At 49.7% G+C, this 25786-nt stretch carries 32 protein-coding genes and 1 pseudogene; 14 read left to right on the forward strand and 19 right to left on the reverse strand.

Going from position 1 to position 25786, the window contains the following annotated elements:
• Positions 1 to 259: 259 nt before the first annotated feature.
• Together PW844_RS17265 and PW844_RS17270 are read left to right on the forward strand one after the other, a co-directional pair.
• Entirely contained in the window at positions 260 to 781 is a 522-nt protein-coding gene (locus tag PW844_RS17265) for a hypothetical protein (protein ID WP_299454337.1), read from the forward strand.
• 1 nt (position 782) lies between these two features.
• A complete protein-coding gene (locus PW844_RS17270) occupies positions 783 to 1652 on the forward strand; it encodes a hypothetical protein (protein WP_299454340.1) in 870 nt (289 codons plus the stop codon).
• Positions 1653 to 1678: 26 nt separating this feature from the next.
• On the opposite strand, the gene PW844_RS17275 is transcribed toward PW844_RS17270, so the two are convergent.
• The 13 genes from PW844_RS17275 to PW844_RS17335 all read right to left on the reverse strand — a co-directional run bounded on the left by PW844_RS17275 (position 1679) and on the right by PW844_RS17335 (position 8788).
• Positions 1679 to 2041 carry an antiterminator Q family protein gene (locus PW844_RS17275; protein WP_299454614.1) on the reverse strand — a complete coding sequence of 121 codons (363 nt, stop codon included), beginning with the start codon at positions 2039 to 2041 and terminating at the stop codon, positions 1679 to 1681.
• A gap of 20 nt (positions 2042 to 2061) precedes the next feature.
• Positions 2062 to 3078, reverse strand: a complete 1017-nt coding sequence (locus tag PW844_RS17280; protein ID WP_299454343.1) for a DUF968 domain-containing protein — start codon at positions 3076 to 3078, stop codon at positions 2062 to 2064.
• 7 nt (positions 3079 to 3085) lie between these two features.
• Positions 3086 to 3865, reverse strand: coding sequence for a KilA-N domain-containing protein (locus PW844_RS17285; RefSeq protein WP_299454346.1), 780 nt, complete (start codon positions 3863 to 3865; stop codon positions 3086 to 3088).
• A 317-nt stretch (positions 3866 to 4182) separates the two neighbouring features.
• On the reverse strand, positions 4183 to 4446 hold the full coding sequence (locus PW844_RS17290; RefSeq protein WP_299454348.1) for a hypothetical protein: 264 nt from the start codon (positions 4444 to 4446) through the stop codon (positions 4183 to 4185).
• A gap of 202 nt (positions 4447 to 4648) precedes the next feature.
• Positions 4649 to 5284, reverse strand: coding sequence for an MT-A70 family methyltransferase (locus PW844_RS17295; RefSeq protein ID WP_299454351.1), 636 nt, complete (start codon positions 5282 to 5284; stop codon positions 4649 to 4651).
• The gene (locus tag PW844_RS17300; protein ID WP_299454354.1) at positions 5284 to 6114 is read right to left on the reverse strand and encodes a ParB N-terminal domain-containing protein; all 831 of its coding nucleotides are present in this window, start codon (positions 6112 to 6114) and stop codon (positions 5284 to 5286) included. The genes PW844_RS17295 and PW844_RS17300 overlap by 1 nt, the downstream gene beginning before the upstream one ends.
• Positions 6111 to 6233 carry a hypothetical protein gene (locus PW844_RS17305; protein WP_299454357.1) on the reverse strand — a complete coding sequence of 41 codons (123 nt, stop codon included), beginning with the start codon at positions 6231 to 6233 and terminating at the stop codon, positions 6111 to 6113. Before PW844_RS17305 ends, PW844_RS17300 begins: the two co-directional genes overlap by 4 nt.
• On the reverse strand, positions 6230 to 6643 hold the full coding sequence (locus PW844_RS17310) for a MarR family winged helix-turn-helix transcriptional regulator (protein WP_299454360.1): 414 nt from the start codon (positions 6641 to 6643) through the stop codon (positions 6230 to 6232). The genes PW844_RS17305 and PW844_RS17310 overlap by 4 nt, the downstream gene beginning before the upstream one ends.
• The gene (locus PW844_RS17315) at positions 6640 to 7527 is read right to left on the reverse strand and encodes a conserved phage C-terminal domain-containing protein (protein WP_299454363.1); all 888 of its coding nucleotides are present in this window, start codon (positions 7525 to 7527) and stop codon (positions 6640 to 6642) included. Before PW844_RS17315 ends, PW844_RS17310 begins: the two co-directional genes overlap by 4 nt.
• Positions 7524 to 7706 carry a DUF4222 domain-containing protein gene (locus tag PW844_RS17320; RefSeq protein ID WP_299454366.1) on the reverse strand — a complete coding sequence of 61 codons (183 nt, stop codon included), beginning with the start codon at positions 7704 to 7706 and terminating at the stop codon, positions 7524 to 7526. Before PW844_RS17320 ends, PW844_RS17315 begins: the two co-directional genes overlap by 4 nt.
• On the reverse strand, positions 7706 to 7990 hold the full coding sequence (locus tag PW844_RS17325) for a hypothetical protein (protein WP_299454369.1): 285 nt from the start codon (positions 7988 to 7990) through the stop codon (positions 7706 to 7708). Before PW844_RS17325 ends, PW844_RS17320 begins: the two co-directional genes overlap by 1 nt.
• The gene (locus PW844_RS17330; protein ID WP_299454371.1) at positions 7990 to 8526 is read right to left on the reverse strand and encodes a YmfL family putative regulatory protein; all 537 of its coding nucleotides are present in this window, start codon (positions 8524 to 8526) and stop codon (positions 7990 to 7992) included. Before PW844_RS17330 ends, PW844_RS17325 begins: the two co-directional genes overlap by 1 nt.
• Before the next feature lie 31 nt (positions 8527 to 8557).
• Positions 8558 to 8788, reverse strand: coding sequence for a YdaS family helix-turn-helix protein (locus PW844_RS17335; RefSeq protein ID WP_299454373.1), 231 nt, complete (start codon positions 8786 to 8788; stop codon positions 8558 to 8560).
• A 133-nt stretch (positions 8789 to 8921) separates the two neighbouring features.
• On the opposite strand from PW844_RS17335, the gene PW844_RS17340 reads away from it, so the two are divergent.
• From PW844_RS17340 to PW844_RS17390, 11 genes and pseudogenes are all read left to right on the forward strand, one after another.
• Positions 8922 to 9590: an XRE family transcriptional regulator gene (locus PW844_RS17340; RefSeq protein ID WP_299454375.1), complete on the forward strand. Its 669-nt coding sequence runs from the start codon at positions 8922 to 8924 to the stop codon at positions 9588 to 9590.
• Between the two features lie 663 nt (positions 9591 to 10253).
• Complete coding sequence (locus PW844_RS17345) at positions 10254 to 11057, forward strand: hypothetical protein (protein ID WP_299454378.1); 804 nt, start codon at positions 10254 to 10256, stop codon at positions 11055 to 11057.
• Position 11058: 1 nt separating this feature from the next.
• The gene (locus PW844_RS17350; RefSeq protein WP_299454381.1) at positions 11059 to 11220 is read left to right on the forward strand and encodes a DUF1317 family protein; all 162 of its coding nucleotides are present in this window, start codon (positions 11059 to 11061) and stop codon (positions 11218 to 11220) included.
• 10 nt (positions 11221 to 11230) lie between these two features.
• Entirely contained in the window at positions 11231 to 11710 is a 480-nt protein-coding gene (locus PW844_RS17355; protein WP_299454384.1) for a hypothetical protein, read from the forward strand.
• Positions 11710 to 12126, forward strand: a complete 417-nt coding sequence (locus PW844_RS17360; RefSeq protein ID WP_299454386.1) for a hypothetical protein — start codon at positions 11710 to 11712, stop codon at positions 12124 to 12126. Before PW844_RS17355 ends, PW844_RS17360 begins: the two co-directional genes overlap by 1 nt.
• Positions 12119 to 12801, forward strand: a pseudogene (locus PW844_RS17365) (hypothetical protein). Before PW844_RS17360 ends, PW844_RS17365 begins: the two are co-directional and overlap by 8 nt.
• Positions 12794 to 13186, forward strand: coding sequence for a chromosome partitioning protein ParB (locus PW844_RS17370; protein ID WP_299454389.1), 393 nt, complete (start codon positions 12794 to 12796; stop codon positions 13184 to 13186). Before PW844_RS17365 ends, PW844_RS17370 begins: the two are co-directional and overlap by 8 nt.
• Complete coding sequence (locus PW844_RS17375; RefSeq protein ID WP_299454392.1) at positions 13179 to 13523, forward strand: hypothetical protein; 345 nt, start codon at positions 13179 to 13181, stop codon at positions 13521 to 13523. Before PW844_RS17370 ends, PW844_RS17375 begins: the two co-directional genes overlap by 8 nt.
• A 52-nt stretch (positions 13524 to 13575) precedes the next feature.
• Positions 13576 to 13815: an excisionase family protein gene (locus tag PW844_RS17380; protein ID WP_299454395.1), complete on the forward strand. Its 240-nt coding sequence runs from the start codon at positions 13576 to 13578 to the stop codon at positions 13813 to 13815.
• Positions 13816 to 13862: 47 nt separating this feature from the next.
• Entirely contained in the window at positions 13863 to 15155 is a 1293-nt protein-coding gene (locus PW844_RS17385; protein WP_299454397.1) for a site-specific integrase, read from the forward strand.
• Positions 15156 to 15178: 23 nt separating this feature from the next.
• Entirely contained in the window at positions 15179 to 15376 is a 198-nt protein-coding gene (locus PW844_RS17390; RefSeq protein WP_299454399.1) for a hypothetical protein, read from the forward strand.
• A 122-nt stretch (positions 15377 to 15498) separates the two neighbouring features.
• On the opposite strand, the gene PW844_RS17395 is transcribed toward PW844_RS17390, so the two are convergent.
• The 3 genes from PW844_RS17395 to PW844_RS17405 all read right to left on the reverse strand — a co-directional run bounded on the left by PW844_RS17395 (position 15499) and on the right by PW844_RS17405 (position 19298).
• Positions 15499 to 16566 (reverse strand): porin, encoded by a 1068-nt coding sequence (locus PW844_RS17395; RefSeq protein ID WP_299454617.1) that lies wholly within the window; start codon positions 16564 to 16566, stop codon positions 15499 to 15501.
• Between the two features lie 70 nt (positions 16567 to 16636).
• Entirely contained in the window at positions 16637 to 18031 is a 1395-nt protein-coding gene (locus tag PW844_RS17400) for a M20 family metallopeptidase (RefSeq protein ID WP_299454402.1), read from the reverse strand.
• Positions 18032 to 18044: 13 nt separating this feature from the next.
• Entirely contained in the window at positions 18045 to 19298 is a 1254-nt protein-coding gene (locus tag PW844_RS17405) for an MFS transporter (protein ID WP_299454404.1), read from the reverse strand.
• Positions 19299 to 19403: 105 nt separating this feature from the next.
• On the opposite strand from PW844_RS17405, the gene PW844_RS17410 reads away from it, so the two are divergent.
• A complete protein-coding gene (locus PW844_RS17410) occupies positions 19404 to 21452 on the forward strand; it encodes a helix-turn-helix domain-containing protein (RefSeq protein ID WP_299454407.1) in 2049 nt (682 codons plus the stop codon).
• 44 nt (positions 21453 to 21496) lie between these two features.
• Here the strand turns inward: PW844_RS17410 and PW844_RS17415 are convergent, their stop codons facing one another.
• The 3 genes from PW844_RS17415 to PW844_RS17425 all read right to left on the reverse strand — a co-directional run bounded on the left by PW844_RS17415 (position 21497) and on the right by PW844_RS17425 (position 25747).
• A complete protein-coding gene (locus PW844_RS17415; RefSeq protein ID WP_299454408.1) occupies positions 21497 to 22831 on the reverse strand; it encodes an aminotransferase class III-fold pyridoxal phosphate-dependent enzyme in 1335 nt (444 codons plus the stop codon).
• Positions 22828 to 24294 (reverse strand): APC family permease, encoded by a 1467-nt coding sequence (locus PW844_RS17420; RefSeq protein WP_299454409.1) that lies wholly within the window; start codon positions 24292 to 24294, stop codon positions 22828 to 22830. The genes PW844_RS17415 and PW844_RS17420 overlap by 4 nt, the downstream gene beginning before the upstream one ends.
• Positions 24295 to 24382: 88 nt before the next feature.
• Positions 24383 to 25747, reverse strand: coding sequence for a glutamine synthetase family protein (locus PW844_RS17425; protein WP_299454411.1), 1365 nt, complete (start codon positions 25745 to 25747; stop codon positions 24383 to 24385).
• Positions 25748 to 25786 lie beyond the last annotated feature (39 nt).

The raw sequence follows: 25786 nt of genomic DNA on the forward strand, positions 1-25786 counted from the left end.
CAGCATGGATTGGGCTATGAACCCGTCATGCTTTAGCGCCTTTGGTATTGCGTAGAAACTAAAAAACCCCGCCATAAGGCAGGGTTTCAATGTTTAAGCTGCGTGTCTAAGTGACCACTCTTAACAGGTTACCTAAGCTTTTGCGTACGCGTTAGTAAAAAAGTGATGACACTTAAAAAAAATTGGAGTAAGAAAAAAGGACAGAAAGGAAGTGCGCACGTATACTGTATTTATATACAGCACCCTACTAGGAAGAAAAATGAACAAGCTCGCACGCATTCTACTCACTGCCAGTTCAATTGCGCCAGTTAGCATAACTTTAATATTCATAGGATTTATGAAGTGCAAGCCGTGGCTCATCTGGTCGTCGTTTGCTGTATGTCTGGTAAGCTTTATATCCGTGGTTTTCTTTCTAAGATATGCATCACAAAACATAACACCATTATTTAAAAACATAAGTTCAATTTCTCCAGCCAATAAAGAGGTAACAAACTACTTCCTGAGTTATTTATTTCCTTTGCTTGGCACTGACTCAATTGCAGACAAATGGCAGTATGCGTTATTTTTCTATGCATCCTTACTTATTTATGTGAGCTTTTCAGAAAACTATAACTTCAACCCCCTAATCTCTATTCTGGGCTATAAGTTTTATGAAGCTGAAGATGATACTGGAGTGGGGTTTGTTTTAATATCAAAAAAAGTTATTACTGACGTACAGGGAAAAGATTTCGAGGTAATACAACTAACTGACTACACATTTATACACGTAATAAGGAATTAAAATGGCACTTTTTGCGATAATGAATAAAACTTCCGCTGTGAGGATTTATAGGGTTGATACAGATAAAAAAACCGATACTAAGATAACGTCTGCATTCAGAAAACAGGAAGCAGACTTTGAAACTCAATATCATAAAGTTCTGCCTTTCGAGGCAGGATACATTCCAAGCTCCGATGAGTGCCATTCAATCACTGGTTTTCAAGAAGCCGCACCATTGCTTGACGCCATAAACAGAAGCACTGCGATTCCAAAGTGGGATAATTCAATAGGCCTTGACACAGTAACAGCAATGTTCATGGCACCAGATTTCCCAAATAATAAAGATAAAATCGCAATACAGACTTTTAGCAAGAGACAAATACTATCCGCCTCAAAATACTTATGGCTAAATAAAAATGTATTTAGCATGTCTGACCTGCTGGGCTTTAACTTAGATGATAAACTTGTTGCAATAATTGATGGTCAAAGGATAAAATTCCGAAGCTTTACAAATCTTCGCAGTATATTTGATATGAACCAGTATTTTGCAATTGCAACAAAAACCGATCTAGATAACTTTACGAAAGAGCCTGCATTCGACGTACCTCAAGGATTCAACCTTGATGCTGTTGCCGACAACGTGATCAGAAAGAAAGTTTCACTTATTAACAAAAGCGGGATATTAAAATCAATCCCTGTAAGCAAGATATTAAGCGCAGCTCAGAATTTAAACTTCCCACTAATCACATCTGGTGCGGGACCGGCAATGAAAATAACAATGCCAACATCAAAAAAAGAAATAAAAGAGCTACTAGACTTTCTTGATGAAGACTATTTCAACTCAGAGCTTACACAAGTTAGATACAGGTCAAACTCAAAGCGAATTGCATAAAAAAAAGGCCCTTGCCGGGCCTCTTTTCATTGCATCTCTAACTTGATATCAAGTACAGAAAGACATCCATCTACGAAACCCTCTGCTGTTTGCAGCTCTTTCCTAATCGTACCATCAGAACACTTCCTTTTTTTTGCAATACTTCGTAGTGAAATTCCTATCACGTAATGTGCTATGACGAGTTCATATTCTTCGGGTTTATGTTTTTTTAGCTTTGCAACGCAGCTGTCAATAACAATACCGTCGTCATCACAACACTGAACTCTTGCGTTTTTACCATGTGGAATTAATCCCTTAAAACCTGCAGCAATTGGCTGCCAATCAACGCCGCTGCTATCAGCTGATGCCCATGCTCCCCAGCAATCCAAAACTTGTGACATGTCACGCATCATTATTTCTCCATACCGATTTATTTTTTTGCTATCCCGATTACGCCAATGCTTATGACGTGATCCAGGAATCTCAACAGCAGTTCTGTCTGGCTCCCGTATTTGTTTTCGAATTCACCAGGGTTGCGGTGGAGTTCGTCGTGATGCGCCCTGCAAAGCGGTATCACAAACAAATCGTGTGCCTTTGTTCCCATTCCTCCCTGTCCGTGTCCGATGATGTGATGCGGGTCATCTGCTGGATTATTGCAACAGGCGCATGTCTGCGCTTTGACCCATCGTGTGTACTTCTCATTTTCCAGTCGGCGGCGCTTTGGCCGCTTCATGAATGATTCCGGTGACTCAGGATCGATAGCCAGGCTGATGACCGCCTTAACTACCTCAACCGCTTCCTGTATCACTTCCCGCGCTGCGCGCTCAGGCTGGATATGCGATTCCTTCAGTGGGCCGGTAGCCTTTGTCTCTACTGGCATTCGCAGCACACGGCGCGCTGGTGCTTCAGGTATCAGGTCCGTAAAGTCATTGAGGCAGGCCCACCAGCACAGCTCCGGTAATGTCATCCGATGGTCCGAACCTAACCCCATCTGAATGCAGGCTGATTCAATGACCCATCGCGCCATGTTCCCTGATGCAACCGCTTCCAGTTGCACAGGCAACCCATTCGCACGGCAGTAGTTATCATCGTGATAGCACAGGCAAACCGTGCCCAATTCGGTCCGCAAGGTAGTGTAATGCGGATGATGATATGAATCCTTTTTCTGAAGCTGGCAGGCGTTAATTTTTTGCACCCATGCATCATGGGCTTCCCATCCACCAGCGGCTTTGATTACCCGGTCATCATTAAAGAATCCTGCCAGTATTTTTTCGTCCAGTAATGGCTGGCTGCTGTCATTGATTAAGCCTGATGGCAGGCTTGCCAGCTCTCCCGGTGGCGTGCATATCAGAACACGGCCACGGAACAAGGGGAGCAGATCACTCCCCGGCTTTAGAAGTACAATTCCCGTGCGTGGGGCTACTTCAGGCGTAAGCAATGCTCGCATTTACACCTCAATGCACGGTTTCAAGCAGGCGAAGAAGCTCCGGGAAACGCGACTCGAAAAAGTGTGGCTGAGTTTCGCGGGGATTCGCCGGGCTGGTTACGTTTTTCCCGTACATGCACCCTTTGGCAGTGAGTGACCAGAAGTTTTTAACGCCACCAGGCGCTGATCGGCTAACCCTTACCTTTTGCTCAACAACACCGACCTTTTCCAGCAGTTTGTATGCCTGGCTTGCCGTTAACTTAATGCCATGAGTTTTCAGTGATGAGGTTAGTGAGAAACTTGCGCGGCTTGATCCATTTGCTGCATCGGCTGGAGCGTCAATGGCATATACCGGCATCATATTAGGGATACCGTAATACTGTTGAATCTTCTGATAAGCGCCGAGTTTTGATGAGTTGGAGAAATTCAGCAGCTTTGAAGCTGACTCAAGGAGGAGAATGCTGGCCTGAACTTCATCAGGCATTGAGACCGGTTTTTGCTGGTTCGCTATAGCATCATAAGTGCGGATGACTTTCAAACTAAACTCAGGGCTGATCCACATAGCGAAGGAATACACCAACTCCTTGCTAACGAAAGTACCCTGGTTTTTTCCTCCCTTGATGACCGTTACGGGGATTCCCGTATCGCTCAATAATTCAACAAGGTCTTTAGTTTGCTTCAGACGCATCCAGTCGTGCGGATCATTTCGACGTTCACCACCAGCAGCCTTATGCAAATCATTAAGGCAATAGCGGCCTTCGTTATCCTGACGAACAGAAACACCATCAATCACTAAAAGTTGATTCATGCTAACTACTCCATGCCTTTTCGTTGTTATCCGGTCCCGCCCCATCAACTGCAATTGAACGGGACCAACCTTTGCCGGGGGAATCTGCAAACGCCCGCCAGCAAATCCATCATAGCGCCTATGAAAATTAATAACATCCCCAGTTGCGCCAATTGCACAACCTGACAAACTACTACATGTTTTCCTGAATATCTGGAGAGAACATTTACTATACGAATTGATAGAACAGAAAAAGCGCCTGAAGGCGCTAATTGACAACTATTTGATTTTTCTCAAGTTACAATCATCTAAAACAACTTAATCATATATACGTAACTTCACACTCCATACTCCAGGACTTTTTCTCCTTCATCGGTAAGTCGAACTCTGTAATAGCGTGACATGTCACTGGGGTAACGTTCAAAATCAATCAAACCTTCACGAATTAGTGGTGGCAGGCTACGACAATTAACTACTTTCCGTTTATCGTATCTGGGGCCTTTTCTTACTTCTACTCCTACAACTTTATCGCCACGCAAATTGTATTCTGCACCGTTTTTCATGCGACGCATCGTATTGTACTTTTCCTCTGACATGCCCATAAAATCACTCCACCTTGAGTTAATTCGTAAACCGATAATTCCAAAAGTTCTCTCTGAGACATGAAGTTGCGTCTAATCTACAACATTTCATATCCCAATATTAAATAATCATTACTGATTGTGTACTGTCAAAGTTGGCGGGTTGACAATAGTCTTCTCCCGTGAAGCAATAATCACGGGAGGCGGCTTTTGTAGTTATCTATTATTCCGTATAGTTAGCGCTTCCTATGACCAGTTGTACATTGCTGTCACACTGATTGCCCCAGCAATGCCAGCCCTCGGCGGCGGTACGCGCGAATAATTCAATGCGTGACACGTCACCATAAAGTTGCTCCAGGCGGTTGCGCACTTCCCACGGCTTCGCGCTATGTTCGCCCAGGCATGAATACACAACCTGCTTAACCGATGCGCTGGCGCGTGGCAGGCCAGTACCGCGTGTGGCAATCAGAACGTCCTCGGTGTTACTGCGGGTATGGTTGCCACCGTTCATGCGGGTTTCTGCGTTGAGCATGTCCAGAAGGTCGGTAAAGTCGTGAATGGTCTGATCCACCAGCGCACGGTTAAAGCGTTTCTCGGCCAGTTGATTCAGCTTCACCCAGGTGAACCCCTTCATGGTTCGGACGCGATATCCCCATGATTCAGCCAAGTCTCGCGCTTCCTGGTTGTGGGTGCCGGTGTACCACATAGCCAGAACTGAGTTTTCAGCCCCCAGCCCCCACACGGGCAGGCGCTTAAGGTCAGCCATAGACATGGTCTGATAGTGATCAGTGGCAGCACCATTGCTGATGCTGTTGTTGTAGGGCCACGGAGGATCGGCGTAGTTGAGTTGGTAAGGCATTACGCAGCCTCCCCGTTAAGCTCAGTTGCCGCGCGGTATTCAGTGAGGATGTTTTGCACCTCATCAATGGTTTCATCATCGAAGCCATACCAATGACCATCGCCAAACGCATCGCTGGAAAAGTCAGCTTTGCTCATAAGCTCAACTAGGCGACGGGCGCGGGTGGCGCTGAATTGCGGCATAGCTGCGGAACGGGTCAGTTTCTTCTTCCCGCTGGCTTTGGCTTTCTCCAGTTGGGTTTTGGCTACCGTCTCGGCTTTGGTTCCATGCTCCCGGACCATTGCTACAGCGGTCGTCGCGGCAACTTCGCCGGTTTTGACCATCTCCTTCAGGCCGTCACCCATCGTCAGTAACTGGAGATGATGATCAACATCTGCCAATGAGCGCTTTACCTTCTTCGCAATTTCTGCCGGTTCCCACCCCTGATTGATCATGCGCTGGTACGCGGCGGCACGTTCCAGCGGTTCCAGTGCCCTGCCCTGGCTGCTTGTGACCATGAAGGCGATGCGGTCGGCTTCACTGCCTACAAAGTCTTTGCACTCCAGTCGGATGTCATGACCCGCTGCCTGTGCCAGCTTCGCGCCATGCCAGCGGTGATGACCGTCGATTATCTTCACGCCCTCATTTGTCACCTGAACGGCAACAGGCGGGACATACTCACCAGCGATAAACGCATCGCGTAACGCTTCAACCTGCTCCTGGTTAATATCGCGAACGTTGTAACCCGGCTCAATGTAGAGTTCGTCCACGCCCAGCAGGTAAGTTTTGCGGACAGTGATGTTTGTTTCGTTGTCGTCTTTGTTTTTATAAACCTGAAGTAAATTACTCATTTGTGTGTCAGCTCCCATGCCAGGGCGAAAATCAGAACGGTTATCATCAGGACCGCAAAGCGGGTTCCACGGTAGAAATCTTCGTTGCGCCGGTAGTGGCGCTGTATGGCTGCTTTCATGGGTGCTTACTCCGTCTTTCCGGGTAATCAGGCTCAGGCTTCGGTCTTATCCAGTTCGCCATTTCAATGCATTCCTTACGACGCGATTTTGCCTTTTCACGCAGGCCCGGATTCTTAGTGGCATCAAAGGCCAGCAGCCAGACATTTGCGGCGCGATTCCACCAGCTTTTGTCCTGTAGGCTGTATGCTTTGTCGCTCAGCTCTACGAACTTCTGATCCTCTTCAGCATCAGGAACGGCACTGAAGTAACGGAAATATTCATCGCGCCACACGTCGCCAGCACCAATCATTTTCGATAACGCCACACTGACGGTTGTTGTTGCTCTGCCGATAGCTTCAGCAATCTGTGACGGGGTGTTCCCCTGGTGGTTGAGCAGGTGCATCAGGATTAAGGTTTCAGTGTTCATCATGCCCCCCGCCAGCCATCTGGATGCGCGTAATCAACACTTGCGGTCTGGTTAACATCACGCTGCCATTTGCCATTCACACATGGCGGGCGGCCTGATTTGTCCCACTTCGTTGCCGACTGGAGATAACCAGGGAAGTTTTTCGGGATGAACAGCGTTGCCGGTCGCAGGTACTGAGCCTGATCGGTATCGCGCCAGTGTTCGTTTTTGTAATCAACAACCAGTTTCAGCTCATCGGGTTCGTAACCCTCAGCAAGACGGGCGCGGATATTCTCCAGTGACGAACGACTGACCTGGAACTTTGAGCCGGTGGTTTGGTTCAGGTGAGTTAAAACCTGTTTAGCAAGATCGGTAATCACAACTTCCCGGTCGGGTTGCGCAGCAACCTGACAAGAGTCTTTACCTGTAATCTCTGTAGTATTCTCTGTTGTATTCTCTGTAAGAGATGAGGGCAATTTGCCCCCCATCGATGAGGGTGTATTTGCCCTGTTCGATGAGGGCAACTTATCCCCCATCGATGAGGGTGAATTTGCACTATTCGATGAGGGCAATTTGCACTCATCGGTAAGCAGCGGGCTTTCGTAGTTAATCGCATAGAAATTGGTGCGATCATGCTTCGATTTATTCAGTTGCTCGACGTAGATAAGACCCAGCTTTTTCAGGCTATTTAATGCACGCTTCACGGTGTCAGTTGACCAGAATGGGAATTGCTCCCCCCACTGCTCATGCGTGTTATAAACCCACTTTTTACCGTCTTTTTCGATGCCTGATGGCGTTTCTTCCAGCCAGTAGCAAATCTGCTGAAGCACGATTGCTTCAGGAAGACCAATGCGGGTTGCAAGCTCTGGACTAACCACCAGCGGTTTGACCTTTAGCAGTAAACTCATGGCGCTACCTTCCTGAACTTCTTTCCCCATAACTCGCGGGGCTGCATGCAGGGATGTTCATAACCGGGTCGTTTGAACAAAACGCGGTGATTGACTACATCAACGCCAATTGTTTCAACAACCACACCGCGAGGGTCTTTGTAATGCTCAACCCATTGCTTAATGATTTCGGTTTCCATCAGTTCACCCCGCAATGCTCAGGGCGGTGATAGAACTCCTGCCATGCGGCTTTGACTACCATTGCACTTACTTCCTGGTAGTTGTTCACTCCATCAGCTCCGGTTATGATTTGTTCATACCTCAGCGCGCCAGCTACCAGACGGCAGCGAAATTGCTTTGTTGGTTTTTTCTGGCTTACAATGACCATGCGATTACTTCTCCATGCCGGATGATTTACTCGCAAATCGACGCCCAGGACTGCAATCTTGGGCGTCAACCTTTCTGCCATTCTTAAAATGTCCATCACGCCTCCGGCGCTTCAAAATGCATTCCCGCTACATCAGCTTTGCGGTTGCTGGCAACAAACATATCTACAGAGTGATCGCTTACCCCAACTCCATACAGTGCGAGAAAGCCCATAAAGCCATGAATCTGATGGCGGATTTTCTTGTGAAACAGTTCGGACAGGTTTTTATGCTCATGGCTGTCAATCACCCCATCAGACACAGCGGCAAGTTTTGCGCTTGCCAACTCACCATCAGCCGCGTCGGTCTTAAGTTCGATATCAAACAGATCGACCTTATCGACGTTCTGCATTGAGGGAATGTCCACCAGCGTCAGCCTACGGCGCGACGCGAAGTGTTCAGCCAGGTAGTTAGTGCCGGACAGGTCTTCCATCTTCATCAGCTCATCTACCGTGAAAAAACGGCTCTGGCATTTGCGGTAAAGGTGGTTGTGGAACTGGTCAATGGTCATGCCTAAGTCGTAAGCCATGCCCAAACGGCCAGCGGGGTGTGCCTTGCACATCAAGCGGATTGCTGTTTTGAGTGTGTCTACCATTTCGGTTTTCCTTTGGTAGTTACAGGGTTAGTCAGAGTTGTTTAACATCAGCCACACCATCAGATGGGCTTGGGTAGATATCTGGTCTGAGTTCATGAGGTGTAACGCCAGTTATCTGGAAGATACTGATAACGCGCTCAGCTGGTACAACACCTGATGAGCGGTTTTGCCAGTAACTAACAGTCATTGGGGAAACGCCGAGTTTTATAGCCAAAGCGCGTGCGGAGCCTGCCGCCTTAATCGCTTTATTCAATGCTTCCATTGTCCATCTCCGGTTTATATTCGACACACAGATTAAACAATAAGTTTATACGCTAGTCAACTTAAGGTTTATTCCCATGTGTAAACATAACGTTTACAATGAACTTATGAAAATGAACAGTGCGAAACCATCTATGAGCAAGACAGAAAGGCTTGATGAGCTACTTAGACTCACTGGTTTAACCAAAGCTGACCTTGCAAGAATTGCGGAAGTTTCCCCGCAGGCTGTAAACGGCTGGTTCAAACGTGGTGAAATAGGTAAAGACTCAGCTAAGAAAATTGCCACAGATAAGGGGTTGAACCTGTCATGGATACTTGGAGAAAGTGATCAGCCCTACGAGACAAATCAGCAGAATTTGACACATGATGTCGAGGTTGTCGGCAATATAATGAATGGTTTAATACCTGTTAAAGGTGACGCTGTTCTGGGCATGGATGGGCTTATTGATATGATGGAGTTTCACGCGGGCTGGTTAAGAATCTATAGCGATGACCGTGAGGCTTATGGTGTAAGAGTTCGTGGTGATAGCATGTGGCCACGTATTCAGTCAGGTGAATTCGTAGTTATCGAACCAAATACAAAAGTTCATCCTGGCGATGAAGTGTTCATCAGAACGGCTGACGGACACAACATGATTAAGATACTGAATTACAATAGAGCTGGTGACTATCAGTTCACCAGTATCAACAATGATCATAAGCCATTCACTTTACCGGTGAAGCAGGTTGATAAAGTGCATTTTGTTTCTGGAATCATCAAAGCAACCCGTTTTATCTCTGCTGATGATGTAGAAAAAGAGTAATCCCGCCCCCTTTCACATAACCGGCCTCGCGCCGGTTTTTTTGTGCCTTTTTTAAAAAAGTTAGCATCCCCACCGCAAAGTAAACAAAATATTTATCAACACAATGTTGACTCAATTATAAACATATAGTTTAATCAATTCATCAGCTGTTCTGGTGGCATAAAGAGAGGTGATGATCATGCAGTAGCAAAGCGGATGCTCCCACGGCGGCGTAGTGAGGGAGAGGAGGCGAAGGCATCACTGAGTAGCCGGTTAGCGCCCGGTTAACGCGTAAGTAGCTCAAATGACGAACGGACCGGGTGACCGGCGCGGCCACTGCGAAGTGTGGCACACAACAGGTTAGAGCATTGGCCGATGGCGGGTATAGCGCCTGAAGCGTCCTGACAGTGCTCTTACCGTTGTGGTGAATGCGGCCAGCGCACGCGGTAAAACTGACAATCATCGTTATCGTGCGATGCGTCAAGTCTAAAAGTCACCGCCCTGTGGTTTGTCAGCTTAATCAGGGCACCGGGAGGCACCCGGCACCACACATCCTTTCAGGCATGGAGAATTACGGCGGCAGGTGTTGCAGTACCTGTCAGCCAATTTGAGTGAATCCCTTTTTGTTTTATTGCCATCAATGGCAAGGGATTCGTGCAACTAAAAATCGGTATGGAGAAAGATATGAGCAACGAAACCAATATGTCTGCCAGCCTGGCTAAGTCTATTAATGACCATTGCCGCGCCTTCGAAGCTTCAGACGAATTCGGTGAAATGGTCCACAGCCATGTGCGTAAGTTATACGAAGACGCCATTAAAGATGTTTTCCGCTGGGGCAAATTCCCAGATGCAGTAAAAAAGGCTCTGGAAGAAGCGTTACCAGGCAACATCAGCGAAATGGCTGATCTGTCGCGATACAACCTGCTGTTGGCCCGATCTCTTCAGGATGAATGGAACGCGAACGCCGTCAGTGAACGCACTGTGAGCCATATGCAACAGCTGGTTAAGGATTTCATTGAACAGGATAAAGTGCCTAAGTTCATCAAAGCATCTGACCTTTGGGCTGCGTTCATTGAAGAACACCAGGAAGAAGCTGCGCACGAACAATGGGGGCGGCCGGAGGTCATCGTCAAAACCGACAGCGAATACGGCAAATATTTCCAGATTGGCCTGTGCAAGGAGCCAGCAGAGGAACCAGGTCGCTATTCCCATCGTCGCACTAAAACGGAATATTTTGAGTGCGATACCCACCTCGGCTTTAGCCTCGTCAAGGCAAGCCGCGATCGCGATGCAGAACCGCTCATGCAGGACGGACACGAAGTCTATTCGCTATATACCGGCAAACTGGAATATAGCGATACGCTGGGCAAGAGAGCGGTCCAGTTCCGGTCCCAATTCGAAAGACTGGTAGGAGCACTGTATTACGGCGATAGCTTGCTGGTGCTCGATGACGAAGCCGACGATATCTACTACCCAGGGGAATACTGATATGCAGCATCCACACGATCAAATCATCGTCGGGATGATCACCCTTCCCTATAGCGGCCTGTTTCACGGTTGGCTTTTGCCTGACGGCGCAGTGATTAAAAACCCTATAGCGGCGCAAAACGCAGCAGAGCACCTTAACAATGCCAGTAAAACCGTTCACTGAGGCCACCAGCATGACTAACCAAAAAACAAACAGAGAACTGGTGCAAGCCGGGCACGCTTTAGCTAATGCCCTCTCCACTGATTCTCCACTGATGGAAGTAGCAAAGCTGGTGTCTGATATTTCAACACGCCTTGATGTTGCAGTGGTGCGTGGCGATGAACTGCAACAGAAGCTGGATGCTCAAGTTATCTGGCACTCCGGTACGCCAGCCGTCGCTGAAGGCAGTAGTGAGCGGTTCTGGGTAACTCATAGACTAAAAGATGGATCATTGCACGTTACTGACCTGACCTTCTTCAACTGTCCTGCGCCCGATGATGAATCATTCGGTGATTCTGATATGTGTACACCAGACGGCGATGCGTACTGGCCTGAAGGTTGGCATGACCTCTGCTCTCACCCTGATTTTGATTACTACTACCAAAAGTCTGACCTTGATGTATTGGCTTATGCGCAATTTATCAAGCCAGAGCCAGCTAAGGATGGTGAGTGATGGCTACCAAACAAGAGCGTCTTGAACATGCAAACCAGCTTATTCAGATCATCGCGGCACATGGTCGTCGCTTTTTCTTCAGTGATTGCACCGGCAAAACAGCGCAATTGTTGATTGATCAGCGTGGGCGCGTTTGGTTTCTCGATGAATACAGCGGGAAACTGATCTTTACCCATAAAACCACCTGGACTAATAAATGGCGCGGTTTTACTCATGGCGGAACGTTACGTTATTTCGTGGAAATGATGCGCGATTACATCGTCAAAGGTGAGCAGATTCACCCGTACTACCTTGGACCAGAACGCCGCAACATCACTGACGGAAATATTTGGGGGTATACGGACGAAGCTATCAAAGCCGTTCGTGAGCAGGCAGCATTACTGCCAATTATTGGAAAGGAGTCCAGCCATGCGTGAACGCGGAATTATTTTCAACGCCGACATGGTTCGGGCAGTTCTGAACGGCAGCAAGACGCAGACGCGACGGATAATGCGGGAGCAGCCTGAAGTTATCCCGAAAGAAGATGAGTACGGCAAGCCGGGTTTCTGGATTCCGTTTAATGCAGGCAAAACGATGGTGCGCAATGAAGACATGTACATTGCCTGCCCTTTCGGTTTGAAAGGTGATCGCCTGTGGGTGCGTGAGACGTGGAGTAGCGATTTTGCAAATTACTATCCTAACGACCGCGTTTGGTATGCAGCTGACAATAAGCGCCGTTTAGATATTGAAGTGGTGGATGGTGTCAGAGGCATCTACAGCCCTGAAAGCGATGTGCACGTTCCTTTCCGCTGGCGTCCATCCACATGCCACGCTGGGCGTCTCGCATAACGCTGGAGATCACCAATGTTGGAGTGCAGCGCCTCCAGTCGATCAGTCAGAATGATGCAGCGCGTGAAGGGCTGATTAAGCTACCTGCCACTGGCCGGTATTGCATAAATCAGGGGGATCAATATTTCGGTGCTGCAAGTCATGACGCACACGAAGTGTTCTCCTGGCTGTGGGAATCCATCTACGGAGAGGAAAGCTGGCAGGCTAACCCGTGGGTGTGGGTCATTGAGTTTAAGCGCGTGGAGGGTGCAAGCCATGATTAAGGGGGATTTAATCAGTTGCCAGCGTTACATCAACAAGGCAAAGGTCTTAGACAAGGCTGCACGCTTTAAGCGCTTCATTGTGGCCGTGTATCCAATTGTGCTGCGCGGAAAGCAATACACGGTCCTGATGGACGGGCATCACAACTATGCTGCTGCAAAACTCGTTGGGGCCACACCCGATTACCGGCCTGTAGGCAAGAAAGCATTGCGGATTCTTAATGCGATGCCGGAGAAAGAGCGGGAAGCCCACTTCATAAACAACATCACTGACAGCCATTACTATTTTGTTGAAACCGGGGAAGTGGTTGAGGATTTAGTGTTGCCGGACACATCCCATCCCCTTGCGGTACATGTAAATAATCAGTGGGTGCTCGGTCATGGCTAAGTCACCCGCAGAACGCAAAAAGGACCAGCGCGACAGACAGGCCGCTGCCGGTAGCAGGAAAGTTGAATTAACCCTGGATAACCAGGAACTCGAAATGCTGGCGCGTAATTGCGCCACCCGCAGGCCAGGACGCGAACCTTATGAAGTGAATGAGTATATCGCGCTGCTGATTCGCCAGGATGATACACGGGCACGCGGCTTGATTAAATCCATCAGTAAACGAAAGTGTGGTAAGTGCGGTGATCAGCTGCCTGTGCAAGATTGCTGCTTTAGAAAAGAAGATGCGTGTTGGTGCCGCCTTGGTTGGCACGAAATGAAATTAAAAATCACACCGTGACATGTCACGGTAATTAATTCCCTGTTGCAGCAGGTCAGGTATGGAGAAAAATATGACAACCATTATTCAACTGGAACCTAACGAGTGGGTAACTGAAGATTTGCTGATTGCACTTACTGGCCTAAAGCCAGGAACAATCGCACGTGCCAGAAAGAAATCATGGCTCCTGGGCCGCGAATACAAGCACGTATCACCGGAAGATGCCCCTAAGCCCACCAGCGAATGCATGTATAACCGAAAAGCTGTTGATGCCTGGGTTGGAAGACAGAAGCTGCCAGAAGTGACTGAGTGACATGAACGCGATATTCTTGAGCGGCTCCTGGACGTCTGGAGGAATCAATGGGTAAAGAAACATATCCGACAGGCGTAGAAAATCATGGCGGATCACTCCGCATATGGTTTCAGTACAACGGCCAGCGCGTCAGGGAAAATCTTTGCGTGCCCGATACGGCCAAAAACCGTAAAGTCGCCGGGGAGCTACGGTCCTCGGTGTGCTTTGCAATAAAGATGGGCAGTTTTAACTATGCGGCTCAGTTCCCGCAGTCAGTAAACCTGAAGCGGTTCGGCGTTGAAAAAAAGGAAATCACCGTCAGTGCTCTGGCAGAAAAATGGCTGGACCTGAAAAAAATGGATATCAGCGCCAACACACATCATCGTTACTGCTCCGTGGTGAGAAATATGGTGCCACGTATCGGCGGCAAAAAACTTGCCTCAGCCGTTACGAAAGAAGACCTGCTTTTCATCAGGAAAGATCTGCTGACCGGTGTTCAGGTTATCACGCATTCCCGCCTGCAGCCGGTGAAGGGAAGAACGGTGCCTACTGTCAATTTTTACATGACAACTATAGGTGGCATGTTCCAGTTCGCTGCTGACAACGGCTATTTGGACGTTAACCCGTTCAGCAGCATCAGGCCGCTGAAAAAATCTAAAGCAGAGCCGGACCCGCTGACCCGGGATGAATTCAGCCGGTTTATATCTGCATGCCCGAACCGCCAGACAAGAAATTTGTGGATGCTTGCGTTTTATACCGGCGTCCGGCATGGGGAGCTGGTCTCGCTGGCGTGGGAAGACGTTGATCTGAAAGCCGGAACGTTAACGGTGAGGCGAAATCTGACATCGCGAGGGATGTTTACACTGCCAAAGACTGATGCAGGTACAGACAGAGTAATACATCTTGTCGGTCCGGCACTGAGTGCACTGAAGGATCAGGCGGAACTTACCCGATTGGGTAAGCAACACCTGACAGAAGTAAGACTGCGGGAGTATGGCCGGACAACCACTCACCCCTGCACCTTTCTTTTTTGCCCTCAACTGGTCTCACCCGGCGGGGTTGGCAGGCATCATTACGCGGTAGGAACATTACGAAGTATATGGGAACCGGCAATGAAACGGGCAGGATTAAGATACCGCAAAGCGTACCAGTCACGCCATACCTACGCATGCTGGCTGTTATCAGCCGGTGCCAATCCCGCGTTTATTGCTTCACAGATGGGGCATGCGAGTGCACAGATGGTTTACAGCGTTTATGGAGCGTGGATGCCTGAATGCAGTGCCAGTCAGGTTGAGTATATCAACCAGAGGCTTAAAGAGAATGTCCCATACATGCCCCAAGGGGCAAGGGGTGCCGGTTGATGTCGTTTTAAATCATATAGTTATTGCTGATTCTATTGCATATCAGCGGAATGCCACGCGGGGTGCTGGTGCTGATGGCCGCCAATCCTTCCGGCGTTAATGTTCTCGGGTTTTCACGCTCGCAGCAGGATAGCCAGATAACCAGTTCCGCGATTTGCCTGACCACCCTGCTGTCGATGGGCACGCTGCCGGTATGGATTTGGGTGAATGCGTTGCTTTGAAATCCTGCGGGCAGCGTTGGGAGAAGGCACTTATCGGTAGCGGCGCGATTTATCGCGCAGGTTTTGGCAGCAGAAACCCTGTAAAAAGACGCACAATACTTCGTGCCGCTACGCAATATGCCTTAGAACTGGTAAGTCATCCCGACGCCAAAGCTATCATCGGTGGATATCCCGAACGGGGTATTCTTATCAAGCTGGTTGATTTTATAGTCGGTGTAGACAAGAAAGTTTTTATTTAAAAAGTACGCGACGTTAACATCCAGATATTTGGCCAAATAGACATCGCCATAACCTTCAATCTCTTTCCCCTGAGACTGGAACCAGCCAATGCCGGGGACGATACCGCTTTCGAAAACATAGCGTGAATAGACTTCGAAGTTCTGGGTTTTGTTGGCAAAACCATAGCCACTAATAGGCGTGATATTCTGGCCCTCAGAATATTTAATCGCAGCATAAAACTGGCCTGGATTATATTTGAATCCCAGCGCCCACATTTCGGCCCGATCACCCTCGCCATATGCTAAGGCTTCCTGCGCCGCTGTACGATGCGAGTTGCCATAAGCTGCCAGCACGGTGCCACCCCAGTCGAAACTATAACTGACTGACGCGCCTGCACCCTCACCATTCGAGGTATAGACGGTGCGGCCGCTGTTATTACTACCTGCCCCATTTTTCCCCTGATACTGCAAGGCAAAGCTGACCTTATCAGACAAGCCAAACAAATTTGTATTGCGGTAAGTCAGCACCCCGGTGGCGCGGCCGGTCATAAAACCATCGGTGTAACTGTCTGTCAGATGGTCAAAAATCGGGGCATAGTCCGTAATGCTGGCAACATCATATAACACGCCGTTATTTCTGCCGTAATCGATGCTACCCCACGGGCCATATTTCAGTCCGGCAAATCCGTAACGGGTTTTATTGCCCTCATCACCTTCCGCTTCGGAATGGTTGGCCTGAATATTATATTCCCACTGACCATAACCGGTGAGCTTATCATTAATTTTTGTTTGCCCTTTAAAACCCAGACGCACATAACTGTTATCACCATCAACGCTGGTATCATCGCTGAAATAATGCCTGGCTCGCACGCTGCCATAAAGATCCAGTTTGTTGCCGTCTTTATTATAAATTTCTGCTCCCTGAGAGATTGCAGGCAGAACAACAGCCACCGCAAGCAGTGTATATTTCATCATCTTCATTATTAATGCCTCATCATTTTTATTTTAAAAAGGGGTGGCGAGATACCACCCAATTGCACTATTAACGGTTTAATGGACGGGGTTGCGCATCCTGCGGCAGCAATGAATGGTATGTCTCACCTTCCAGTTGCAAGATATGTTCTTCTTTGGCCTGGTTAATAATCGCCGGATTGGTTAATACACGCACGGCTGAGGCTGCCATCACGCTGCCCGCCAGCAGCATGCCCTTGTGTGCGTAAGAGGTTTTGCCCTGTGTCACCATTTGCCAGGAATGCGGTGGCGTGCCCCATGCGCAGGTCGCAATATAAACCTGCCCGACCGGCAACAGCCAGCTAACATCCCCAACATCAGTGGAGCCATTGAGGAAATCAGGGTCGCGGCGTAAAGGGGTAATATCCTCGGATAACACCCGTCCTCTTTTCGCAACCTTGCGTTTTTCCTCATCAGAAAAGGTTGCCTGGATCGATGCAGCAAAGGCTTTTTCATCCTCGCTAAAGGCCACCGGCCCGATTTTGTTCAGTTCTTCGTCCATGATGCTAGCCAGCGTCACGTTAGGAATGAGATCGGCAGAAGCCGCATCAAATTCAATCGTCACCTGGGTGCCTGACATCAGCGCTGCACCCCGGGCGATATCATGCACTCGCTCGGTAATATCACGCACTTCATGCATTTTGGGGGAGCGTACTTTGTAGAGAACATGCGCCTCAGATTGCACCACATTCGGCGCGTTGCCACCGGCATTGGTGATAGCGTAGTGCAGTCGCGCTTCGGGAATAATATGTTCGCGCAGGAAGTTCGCACCGACATTCATCAGTTCGACGCCATCCAATGCGCTGCGTCCCAAATGCGGGCTAAAGGCCGCATGGGTACTCTTCCCTTTAAACAGATATTTCACCTGATTGGTCGCCAGCATACGTGCGTTATACGCCAGGTTTTCATCCCAGGGGTGCCAGGTGAAAGCAATATCGACCCCCTCAAACAGACCAGCGCGTGCCATAAATGCTTTACCACCCCCGCCTTCTTCCGCCGGGCAGCCAAAGAATTTAATCGTCCCGGATAGCCCGGTTTGTTCCATACAGGCTTTGGTGGCCAGGGCTGCCGCTAAGGCTCCCGCGCCTAACAAATTATGCCCACAACCATGCCCGTTACCGGACGGCACCACCGGCGAAAAATAGCTGCATTCTGCCTGCTGGCTGAGGGAAGGCAATGCATCAAACTCGCCCAGGAAGGCAATAACCGGCTGGCCGGTCCCGAAAGTCGCCACAAAAGCGGTTTCAATGCCGCCAGCCTGGCGCTTCACTTCAAAACCCGCATCCTCAAGGGTTTGCGCAATCAGCGCGGCCGACTGCGACTCTTCATAACGGACTTCCGCAAATTCCCACACCTGGTCGCTTACCGAAATAATCTTTTCACGTTGTTGGTTCAGCGTGTCCTGAATAATGGCTGAATAATTCATAGGGCCTCTCTTATTAATGCGATGGATTTGAACGGGTTTCACTCTGTACCGTGCTGTTCGAATGGGTCATTGAAAGCGCAATCAGGCAGGTGACCACGGCGCAGGCGATAATCATCAGAAAGGCCGTGGAATAATTCTGGTTGGTCAGCTTTAACAGATACCCGATCACCAGAGGGGACAGGAACGAACCGATCTGCGCCACAGAGTTAATCAGGCCGGTCGCAGTCCCGACGGATGCTTTCGGGTATTGCTTGATGATGGTGACGAAGACGCTGATGCTGATCGCGTTAAGGAAAATGTTGGAAAGGGATAACCAGGCAAAGGCGATCGGCACTGAAGAGGCATTAAACATCAGCCAGATAAACAGCGCAGACACCGAGGAGCCGATCGCAATCAGAAACTTTTCCCGCCCCTGGAAAAAACGATCCAACAACCAGCCGCAAGCCAGAAACGAGATAAAACCCAGTGTGGGTGGCAGCATCGACCATGCCCCCATTGCGACCATGCTCATGCCCTTCACTTTAATCCAGTAGGACGGCAGCCATGATTGCAGCCCCCAGAACACGATATTGGTGAAGAAATAACAGGCGGCGATTTGCCATGTCAGCGGGCGGGTAACGATTTCCAGCAAGCGTCTTTTTTCCGAGATCTTATCCCGCGCCGGGCTGGCAGCCGGGGACGCTGCCTGGTGATCCGCTGACGAACGCAGCACCAGCCAGAGCACCAGTGCCAGACCCATGCCGAGAATCCCCAGCACGAAAAACATCATCCGCCAGTTGAAGAAGGCAATCAGCGTGGTGACGACCACGGACCCCACGGCAAAGCCAACCGATGCACCGGATTGCAGGAAAGACTTGGCTCTTGCCATTTTGCTTTTATCAAATTGCTGGGCAATGACGACAGAACTGCCCGAAGGGAAAACCGCTTCCCCCATCCCGACAAAGAAACGTGACACGACCAAACCGAGGATCCCGGTCGCCATTCCGGTACAGGCGGTGGCGACGGACCAGAGACCTACCGCACCGGTGAGAATAGTTTTGCTACCCAGCCGATCGACAAGATAGCCACCAATCAGTTGCGTGATTGAGTAGGCGAGGAAAAAGCCACTGATAATCATGCCCGTTTCATCAGAGGCCAGTCCGAATTCACCGCTAATCGGAATGATGGCAATGTTTATCGCGGTTTTATCAATGAAGCCCACAACCCAACACAAAAACAATATGAAGATAATGACTTTATTTTTATTCTCTGTAATGAAGCCAGACATAGATGACCCTCAAGTGGATAGCGATACCATTTCTTCGGCCTTGCTACCCTTGCAAAAAAAGTGAAAAATAACTATGTTCGAACACACACCATAAAGGTTTATTTTATGTATGAAGATACACATAGCGTTCCCGTGCCGGATCATGCATCGGCAATAACCTCAATTGTGCAGCGCTATTATCCGCAGGCGCAGGTTAATGTCAGCCATTCGGCACGGCGTTATGATGATGCGCTGAAAGATGCTGACGAAAATATTGATGAGCGTAACGAATCATATATTCTTAGCCATCAAATCCTTCCCCGTGAGATCATCATAGAAGCGGTCTGTCTGTATATTGATTCACTAAAGATAAACATTAAAAACATTGATAACGAGTCTGAGAATGGCTATGTGCATGCATTAATCAATGACATCAAAGTTTACTTTCTCTCTGGTGTGATTAAATATCAGAATTTTATGTTCAGAAAAGTCAGCGATAATACCTGGCATTTGGCCTCTGGTTTATCGCATGAAGTCATTTTACAGCATGTGATTGAGGGCGCCCTTAAAACCATTCCGCACAGTGATGCGGCGATCTTTCGTATCTATGATCAAGAAAAGAACCTGTTGATTCCGGTTGCGATGCTGGGGTTTGAGAACAATTATTATGAATACGCCGTTACACCACAACAATCCATTTCCGGCAAAGCTTTTGAAAGCCGATCATCGATTTTAGTTAATTCCAGAGAAGAAATATTAAATAGTTTTACGGAGCACTCAACGGTTCGTGAAACCATCATGAAAAACAACCCGATCGCCAATGCCCTGTTATGTGTCCCGGTGTTAGATCAACAAACCTGTTATGGCACATTGACGATATTATCCCTGAAACGGCATTCGGTATTTAACTCGCTGGCAGTTTCTTTACTGGAAACCTTCGCCTCCCAGGTGGCATTAGCCTGGCGCAATGCCCGTTTGTACGATGAAAAAGCCGCCAGTCTGCGTGAAGTGGAAACGCTCAAATCACAACTCGAAAAACAAAACAGGTTGTTGAAGGTGAGCGTGGACCTCCATGCTGACATGATAAATTTATCGACAAAGTTCAATAGATTAGATGAGTTCATCGAACAGCTTTCCGCTCGGGTGAGCTCAGCCATGAGCTATATCGATATTCTTGGTCACCGTTATTTCAACGCCAGAAGCCAGCACTATAGCTGGGATACGCTATCTCACCTCCATAAAGCGCATGACAACACCAGTAACGTGATAACCGAGGGGGAATGTCTTATTTATCCGCTGATTAATGATGACTTCCTGGTGGGTTTTATCATTATCAATGGCTACGACATTGATGAATTGAATTCTGTGATCGCAGCCCGCATTCGTGACTTCGTCGTGATGGAGATCATGAAGCGAACCAGTGCCGTTATTATCGCTCACAAAAAGATCGCGTTTATTTTTCAGGAGGTCATCCGCTATGGATTATCTGCCAGACATGAACGCAGCCTGCTGGATAACGGTTTTCATTTTAAAAACTGGATAATGAGCATCAGATTATCGCCATTTAACACCGAGTTGAATGACCTGACCTTTATCACGATCAAAAACCATCTGGTCGACAAGACAGGGCTTAATCATTCAGCCTTCTATGTTGAAAATGATGAAGTGGTGGTATTCCATTCAGAAAAGACAAATGGAAAACTGAGTATGCTGGAACAGAAAATAGGTGAGGACCACTATCTTCAGCACAATTTTCAGGTGGGCTTAAGCTCCATCACAACCAAAGAAAATATCGTGATAAGTCATCAGCAGGCAGGAACCGCTCTGGATGTACTCAAAACCCGTCAGCGGCCCGGCATTCTGAATTTCAGCAACACCGGCATTGAAAGATTATTTACCAAACATAACAGTGAAGAACTCAAAACATTTGTTAACGATGTCCTTTCTCCGGTATTGAACACCGGTGATAAAGGGGCCGTTTTAATTGCAACTTTGCAGTCTTATCTGAAAAATAGCCAGTCAACCGTGCTGACAGCGAAGGAGCTGAATATCCATATTAATACGCTCTACCAACGGCTGCGGAAATTTGAAACGCTCACCAATCTGAGCCTTGCCAATCCAGATGATTTTCTTATGATAGGCCTGTCATGTCATATGAACCGGATTTATTCCTGATGCGTACAGATGGCCAGGTTAATGGCCATCTGCCATCACATTACTCACCAGCCGGCATAAGCCTTGATTTCGGCATCCGATACCTGAGGAGCTTTGTGAATTGCCAGTGCCAGCTTCTCAATGGCGTAATCAATTTCCTCAGTGGTAATAATCAGCGGTGGCGTAATCTCCAGCACATTGCCGCCGACGTAATAAACCACCAGCCCTTCTTTCCAGGCCTGATACACCACTTTCTGCGCCAGGATGCGATCCGGTCTTTGGCTGCCATCGGCCGCAACCAACTCCACACCAATCGCCAGACCATGACCACGCACATCGCCGATAACCGGGAGGTCCTTCGCCAGGTCACGCAGCATCTGCATAAAATACTGCCCGGACTGGGCTGCGCGCTGCGGCAATTCCTCCGTTTCCAACACATTCAGCACCGCACGCCCAACGGCAGTACAGATGGGATTGCCCGCTGTGGTTAACAAAGCATGGGCGGCTGGTCCGCCGAGGATTTCTTTGGGACCAACCGTGGCCGAGAGCGGCAAACCGCCACCCAGCACCTTCCCGAAGGTCACAATTTCCGGTGCAATGTTCTCATGCTGGAAGGCATGCAGCAGCCCGGGACGGCCCAGCCCCATTTTGACCTCATCGCAAATCAGCGGTACGCCAGCGTTGATACATAACTGGTGTAATCCGGCGAGAAAACCGGCCGGGGGCACCACCATGCCGCCATCGGATAAGATCGGTTCGACAATCACACAAGCGACATCCCCCTGCTCCAGCTGGGCCTGCACTTCGAGCAGACTGGCCTCAACGCTGGCCTTAACCGGGTCTTTGCCTGCGCTATGCGGACGGAAGGGATTGGGATAAGTCGCGAGGTAAAGATCGGGATCGGCGGCGCTGCCTGCCGAAATATGTACTCCTGATACCTTCATCGCCAGCCCAATGCCGCCATGATAACCATGAGCAAAAGCCACCACCTTGCGTTTGCCCGATGCCAGGCGACAGGCGCGCAGCGCGACATCGTTGGCATCACTCCCAGCGTGGCCGAGGTAGACACAGCGATCCCCTTTGCCCGGGGTGATTGCCAGTAAATCTTCGGCCAGCCCGACTGAATCAGGATGCACCGCTGACAGCCCCCCAGCCCCGGCTGGGGTCTGCGCCGCTTTCATCATCGCTTCGGTAATTTTCCGATGTCCGTGCCCCAGGCCACAGGCAGTCCAGGTCGCCGATAGATCGAGCAGTTTCCGTCCCCCCACTTCGGTTAACCAGCATCCTTCACCTGATGAAACGGTCAGCGGGAAAAAACGTAGCTTCTCAATGCCAGCAATCGATTGCGCATCGCGCTGATAAAGCGCTTCAGCTTCCGGCGGAAAAATAGCCTGACTCATACTGATTCCTTTTGTGCGATAGCAGTGGCGATGGGTTCAGCCGGAGCGGAAAACTCTTCCGACAGCGACAAGCCAATATTTCGTACCAGACGCGGCGCGGAGATAATGATGATCAGTCCGGCAATGCACCAGTAGAACGCCACCAGCGCCGGGCTAAATAAATCTTCCTGGCCTACCACGTTGTAATAGAGGGAGACAACCATGATGACGATGCCCAGTACCGGCAATAATAGCTCCCATTTAGGGATGTTCTGACCCATGCGGGTGATGAAGTTGATGACACCTAACTCAATCATCAGATAGGTAATCATCAGACACACTGAGCCAATCACTGCAAAGTAGAAGTAAGCATCAATCGCGCTGTTGCCCGTGCCCATTGAAGGTTTGCCGGTCAGCCATGCAGCAACGTCCACCAGCAGACTCACCACTAACACTAACGTCAGCGCATTACGCGGTTGATGGGTTTTGCTTGATACCTCGGCAAAACAGCTGTGACCAAAGCCGTCACGGGCCAGGGCGAACAACAAACGGCTGGAAGTTGCGGCGGCGGAGAGATTAGCGGCAAAGGCGGACATCATGGCGGTGAACAACATGCACAGCGAAAATACCGTTCCAACATAGGTCTGCGACAGCGTACCCAGTGAGTTGGCGGAATTTTTAAAGGCATTCAGTCCGGCCTCACTGGTGCCGAAGCCCAGGGTTTGCACATACATCATGCCGACAAACAAAATCCCGGTCAGCACGATGGAACCCAGCAACGCCAGCGGGATGTTACGTTGCGGATTTTCTGTCTCCTCACCCAGCGTGGCGCAGGCTTCAAAACCCGCCCAGGAGAGGAACGCCGCGACCACCGCCGCCATCACCGCCTGGAAGCTCACTCCATTCAGGCTAAACAGCGAAGCATGTTGCTCCGTGGTCGCTGGCTGATGGATGATGATGACCGCAGCCAGCACCAGCATCAGGACGATCCCTACCCCTTCAATCACCATCAGCACGCGCGCCACGGTCTGTCCATCACGCGAGTTCAGAATCCAGCTAAAAATCACCCCAACCGCCGCGGTGACAATCCACGGGATCTCAATGTGCGAGGCGGGAAATAGCGCCTGCAGGAAAGCATTGGTGAATGCCCCTAAGGCCGCCAGGGTGGCAATCGAGAAGAACAGATAGGTTCCCATGATGGCAAAACCGGAAAAGAATCCCGCGCGCGGCCCGATGGTTTTACCCACCAGACCATAGGCGCTGCCGGCATGGTTATAAAAGCGCGTCAGGCGGATAAAACCATACGCAATGAGCGCAATCCCCACCAGACCCAGCACGAATACGATAGGCAGTGCTTTCCCAACTGAATCAATTAATCCCTGCGCATTGCCGGACATGGCTAAGGTCGGTCCCACCATACCCAGCGACAGGGCCAGCGCTTCCCAAAGTTTTAAATTTCGCTTTTTATTTGGTGCATTATTCATCTCTCTCACCCTCATACAACGTGATTGTTTAGCGAGTTGTTAATGGGTTTCCCCGGTGTTGGTCAGGCAAAAATGGTGCAAGGGTCCGTCAGACGGACCAGGCAAAGCGGAACTTCTCGGTTGTGGTTTTTAATGGCAGGTGGCCATAACTTTCGTGTTCATGACGACGCACAGCAATCAAAGCGCCCAGCAGTTCCGGGCGGAACAACGCCCGGGCCAGCTCGCTTTGTTCCAGCCGGGTTAAGGCATCGGCCTGCGAGTAAATCAGGCGTTTGATCTGTTTCTCGCTGCGCTGTTGTTCAGAGAAATCGGCGGGGGCGGATTGCGTAGCTTCGGGTAGCGACATTGATTGCGTGTGACCTGCCAGCGCCATGCCGAGCACCGCGCCACAGGCGATGTAGGGGTTCGCCGAAGGATCAATACATTTCACTTCCAGATGCGCACCGTAGGGATTCGCCGGATTTGCCGCACAGTAGCGCACCGCCGCCTCGCGATTTTCCAGCCCCCAGCAGGCATAAGCACCCGACCAGTGTCCCGGCTGAAGACGATCGGCGGAAAGTACCGAAGGAGCCAGTAACGCCACCATTTCAGGCAGATAGTGGACAATCCCGGCAATTAAACTCCCCCCTTCCGCCGTGATGCCATACGCACAGTCACCACCGGCCAGTAACGGTTTGCCCTGACGGGTAAAGGAGAAATGCAAATGCGCGCCATTGCCTGCCCCGCCTTCAAACGGCTTCGGCGAGAAGCTGACGGCTAACTTATGTTTGCGCGCGATACGGCCCAGCAGAATGCGGGTCAGAACCAGCCGATCAATGGCGGTGAGAGGATTCGCCGGAGCGAGGGACAATTCAAACTGGGCGGTACCGTATTCGGCATGAAACTGCTCAAGGCCGACACCCGCTTCGCCGAGTGTATTAACGATATCGTTAACCACGGCTTCCCTGTCCAGTAATGCGCCCATGCCATAGGCATGCCAGTGACCGGTGGCCGCGTCAGCGTCCTCCGGCAGTAAATAAAACTCCAGCTCACCCGCCGCCAGGGTCTCAATGCCTGCCGTCTGCAACGCTTCAACCTGGCTGCGCAGAAACTGGCGTGAACACCACGCTGCGCGGTCGCCCTCCTGTTCAAAGACATCCACGGGCGCCCAGCAAAATCCATCCTTCAGCTTCACCAGCGCCGTAAGATCAGCGCGCAGGCGATCGTCGCCTACCGCCGAAAATGCCGGGATCCAGGCGATGGCATTGTCAGCGCAAAATAACGCCCAGGAAGGGGATGCCCCGACACCAGACTGGCTGATGGTTCTCAGGCGAGTGGCAGGCATGGATTTGCCACGAATAACCCCAGCGGAATCCACCAGGGTGGCAAATAAAGTGGCAACACCACTCGCGATAAGACTTTCACATTGAGAATCAATGGATTGATTATTTTCTACTGCCGCAACTTTATCCATTACACCGAGAACTCCCGTCTGCTATTTACTGGTGACCGC

The organism is Pantoea sp. (genome assembly GCF_028283705.1).
GTDB lineage: Bacteria > Pseudomonadota > Gammaproteobacteria > Enterobacterales > Enterobacteriaceae > Pantoea.

Excerpts from the sequence above, each read along its gene's own strand:
- PW844_RS17335 (WP_299454373.1), bottom strand. The coding sequence starts at position 8,788 with ATGGAAGCATTGAATAAAGCGATTAAGGCGGCAGGCTCCGCACGCGCT.
- PW844_RS17415 (WP_299454408.1), bottom strand. The coding sequence starts at position 22,831 with ATGAGTCAGGCTATTTTTCCGCCGGAAGCTGAAGCGCTTTATCAGCGC.
- PW844_RS17310 (WP_299454360.1), bottom strand. The coding sequence starts at position 6,643 with ATGATGAACACTGAAACCTTAATCCTGATGCACCTGCTCAACCACCAG.
- PW844_RS17295 (WP_299454351.1), bottom strand. The coding sequence starts at position 5,284 with ATGCCTTACCAACTCAACTACGCCGATCCTCCGTGGCCCTACAACAAC.
- PW844_RS17270 (WP_299454340.1), top strand. The coding sequence starts at position 783 with ATGGCACTTTTTGCGATAATGAATAAAACTTCCGCTGTGAGGATTTAT.
- PW844_RS17375 (WP_299454392.1), top strand. The coding sequence starts at position 13,179 with ATGGCTAAGTCACCCGCAGAACGCAAAAAGGACCAGCGCGACAGACAG.
- PW844_RS17360 (WP_299454386.1), top strand. The coding sequence starts at position 11,710 with ATGGCTACCAAACAAGAGCGTCTTGAACATGCAAACCAGCTTATTCAG.
- PW844_RS17345 (WP_299454378.1), top strand. The coding sequence starts at position 10,254 with ATGAGCAACGAAACCAATATGTCTGCCAGCCTGGCTAAGTCTATTAAT.
- PW844_RS17425 (WP_299454411.1), bottom strand. The coding sequence starts at position 25,747 with ATGGATAAAGTTGCGGCAGTAGAAAATAATCAATCCATTGATTCTCAA.
- PW844_RS17355 (WP_299454384.1), top strand. The coding sequence starts at position 11,231 with ATGACTAACCAAAAAACAAACAGAGAACTGGTGCAAGCCGGGCACGCT.
- PW844_RS17330 (WP_299454371.1), bottom strand. The coding sequence starts at position 8,526 with ATGGTAGACACACTCAAAACAGCAATCCGCTTGATGTGCAAGGCACAC.
- PW844_RS17305 (WP_299454357.1), bottom strand. The coding sequence starts at position 6,233 with ATGAAAGCAGCCATACAGCGCCACTACCGGCGCAACGAAGATTTCTAC.
- PW844_RS17280 (WP_299454343.1), bottom strand. The coding sequence starts at position 3,078 with ATGCGAGCATTGCTTACGCCTGAAGTAGCCCCACGCACGGGAATTGTA.
- PW844_RS17325 (WP_299454369.1), bottom strand. The coding sequence starts at position 7,990 with ATGGACATTTTAAGAATGGCAGAAAGGTTGACGCCCAAGATTGCAGTC.
- PW844_RS17395 (WP_299454617.1), bottom strand. The coding sequence starts at position 16,566 with ATGAAATATACACTGCTTGCGGTGGCTGTTGTTCTGCCTGCAATCTCT.
- PW844_RS17410 (WP_299454407.1), top strand. The coding sequence starts at position 19,404 with ATGTATGAAGATACACATAGCGTTCCCGTGCCGGATCATGCATCGGCA.
- PW844_RS17400 (WP_299454402.1), bottom strand. The coding sequence starts at position 18,031 with ATGAATTATTCAGCCATTATTCAGGACACGCTGAACCAACAACGTGAA.
- PW844_RS17285 (WP_299454346.1), bottom strand. The coding sequence starts at position 3,865 with ATGAATCAACTTTTAGTGATTGATGGTGTTTCTGTTCGTCAGGATAAC.
- PW844_RS17315 (WP_299454363.1), bottom strand. The coding sequence starts at position 7,527 with ATGAGTTTACTGCTAAAGGTCAAACCGCTGGTGGTTAGTCCAGAGCTT.
- PW844_RS17350 (WP_299454381.1), top strand. The coding sequence starts at position 11,059 with ATGCAGCATCCACACGATCAAATCATCGTCGGGATGATCACCCTTCCC.
- PW844_RS17420 (WP_299454409.1), bottom strand. The coding sequence starts at position 24,294 with ATGAATAATGCACCAAATAAAAAGCGAAATTTAAAACTTTGGGAAGCG.
- PW844_RS17370 (WP_299454389.1), top strand. The coding sequence starts at position 12,794 with ATGATTAAGGGGGATTTAATCAGTTGCCAGCGTTACATCAACAAGGCA.
- PW844_RS17265 (WP_299454337.1), top strand. The coding sequence starts at position 260 with ATGAACAAGCTCGCACGCATTCTACTCACTGCCAGTTCAATTGCGCCA.
- PW844_RS17320 (WP_299454366.1), bottom strand. The coding sequence starts at position 7,706 with ATGGAAACCGAAATCATTAAGCAATGGGTTGAGCATTACAAAGACCCT.
- PW844_RS17405 (WP_299454404.1), bottom strand. The coding sequence starts at position 19,298 with ATGTCTGGCTTCATTACAGAGAATAAAAATAAAGTCATTATCTTCATA.
- PW844_RS17300 (WP_299454354.1), bottom strand. The coding sequence starts at position 6,114 with ATGAGTAATTTACTTCAGGTTTATAAAAACAAAGACGACAACGAAACA.
- PW844_RS17385 (WP_299454397.1), top strand. The coding sequence starts at position 13,863 with ATGGGTAAAGAAACATATCCGACAGGCGTAGAAAATCATGGCGGATCA.
- PW844_RS17275 (WP_299454614.1), bottom strand. The coding sequence starts at position 2,041 with ATGCGTGACATGTCACAAGTTTTGGATTGCTGGGGAGCATGGGCATCA.
- PW844_RS17380 (WP_299454395.1), top strand. The coding sequence starts at position 13,576 with ATGACAACCATTATTCAACTGGAACCTAACGAGTGGGTAACTGAAGAT.
- PW844_RS17340 (WP_299454375.1), top strand. The coding sequence starts at position 8,922 with ATGAGCAAGACAGAAAGGCTTGATGAGCTACTTAGACTCACTGGTTTA.
- PW844_RS17290 (WP_299454348.1), bottom strand. The coding sequence starts at position 4,446 with ATGGGCATGTCAGAGGAAAAGTACAATACGATGCGTCGCATGAAAAAC.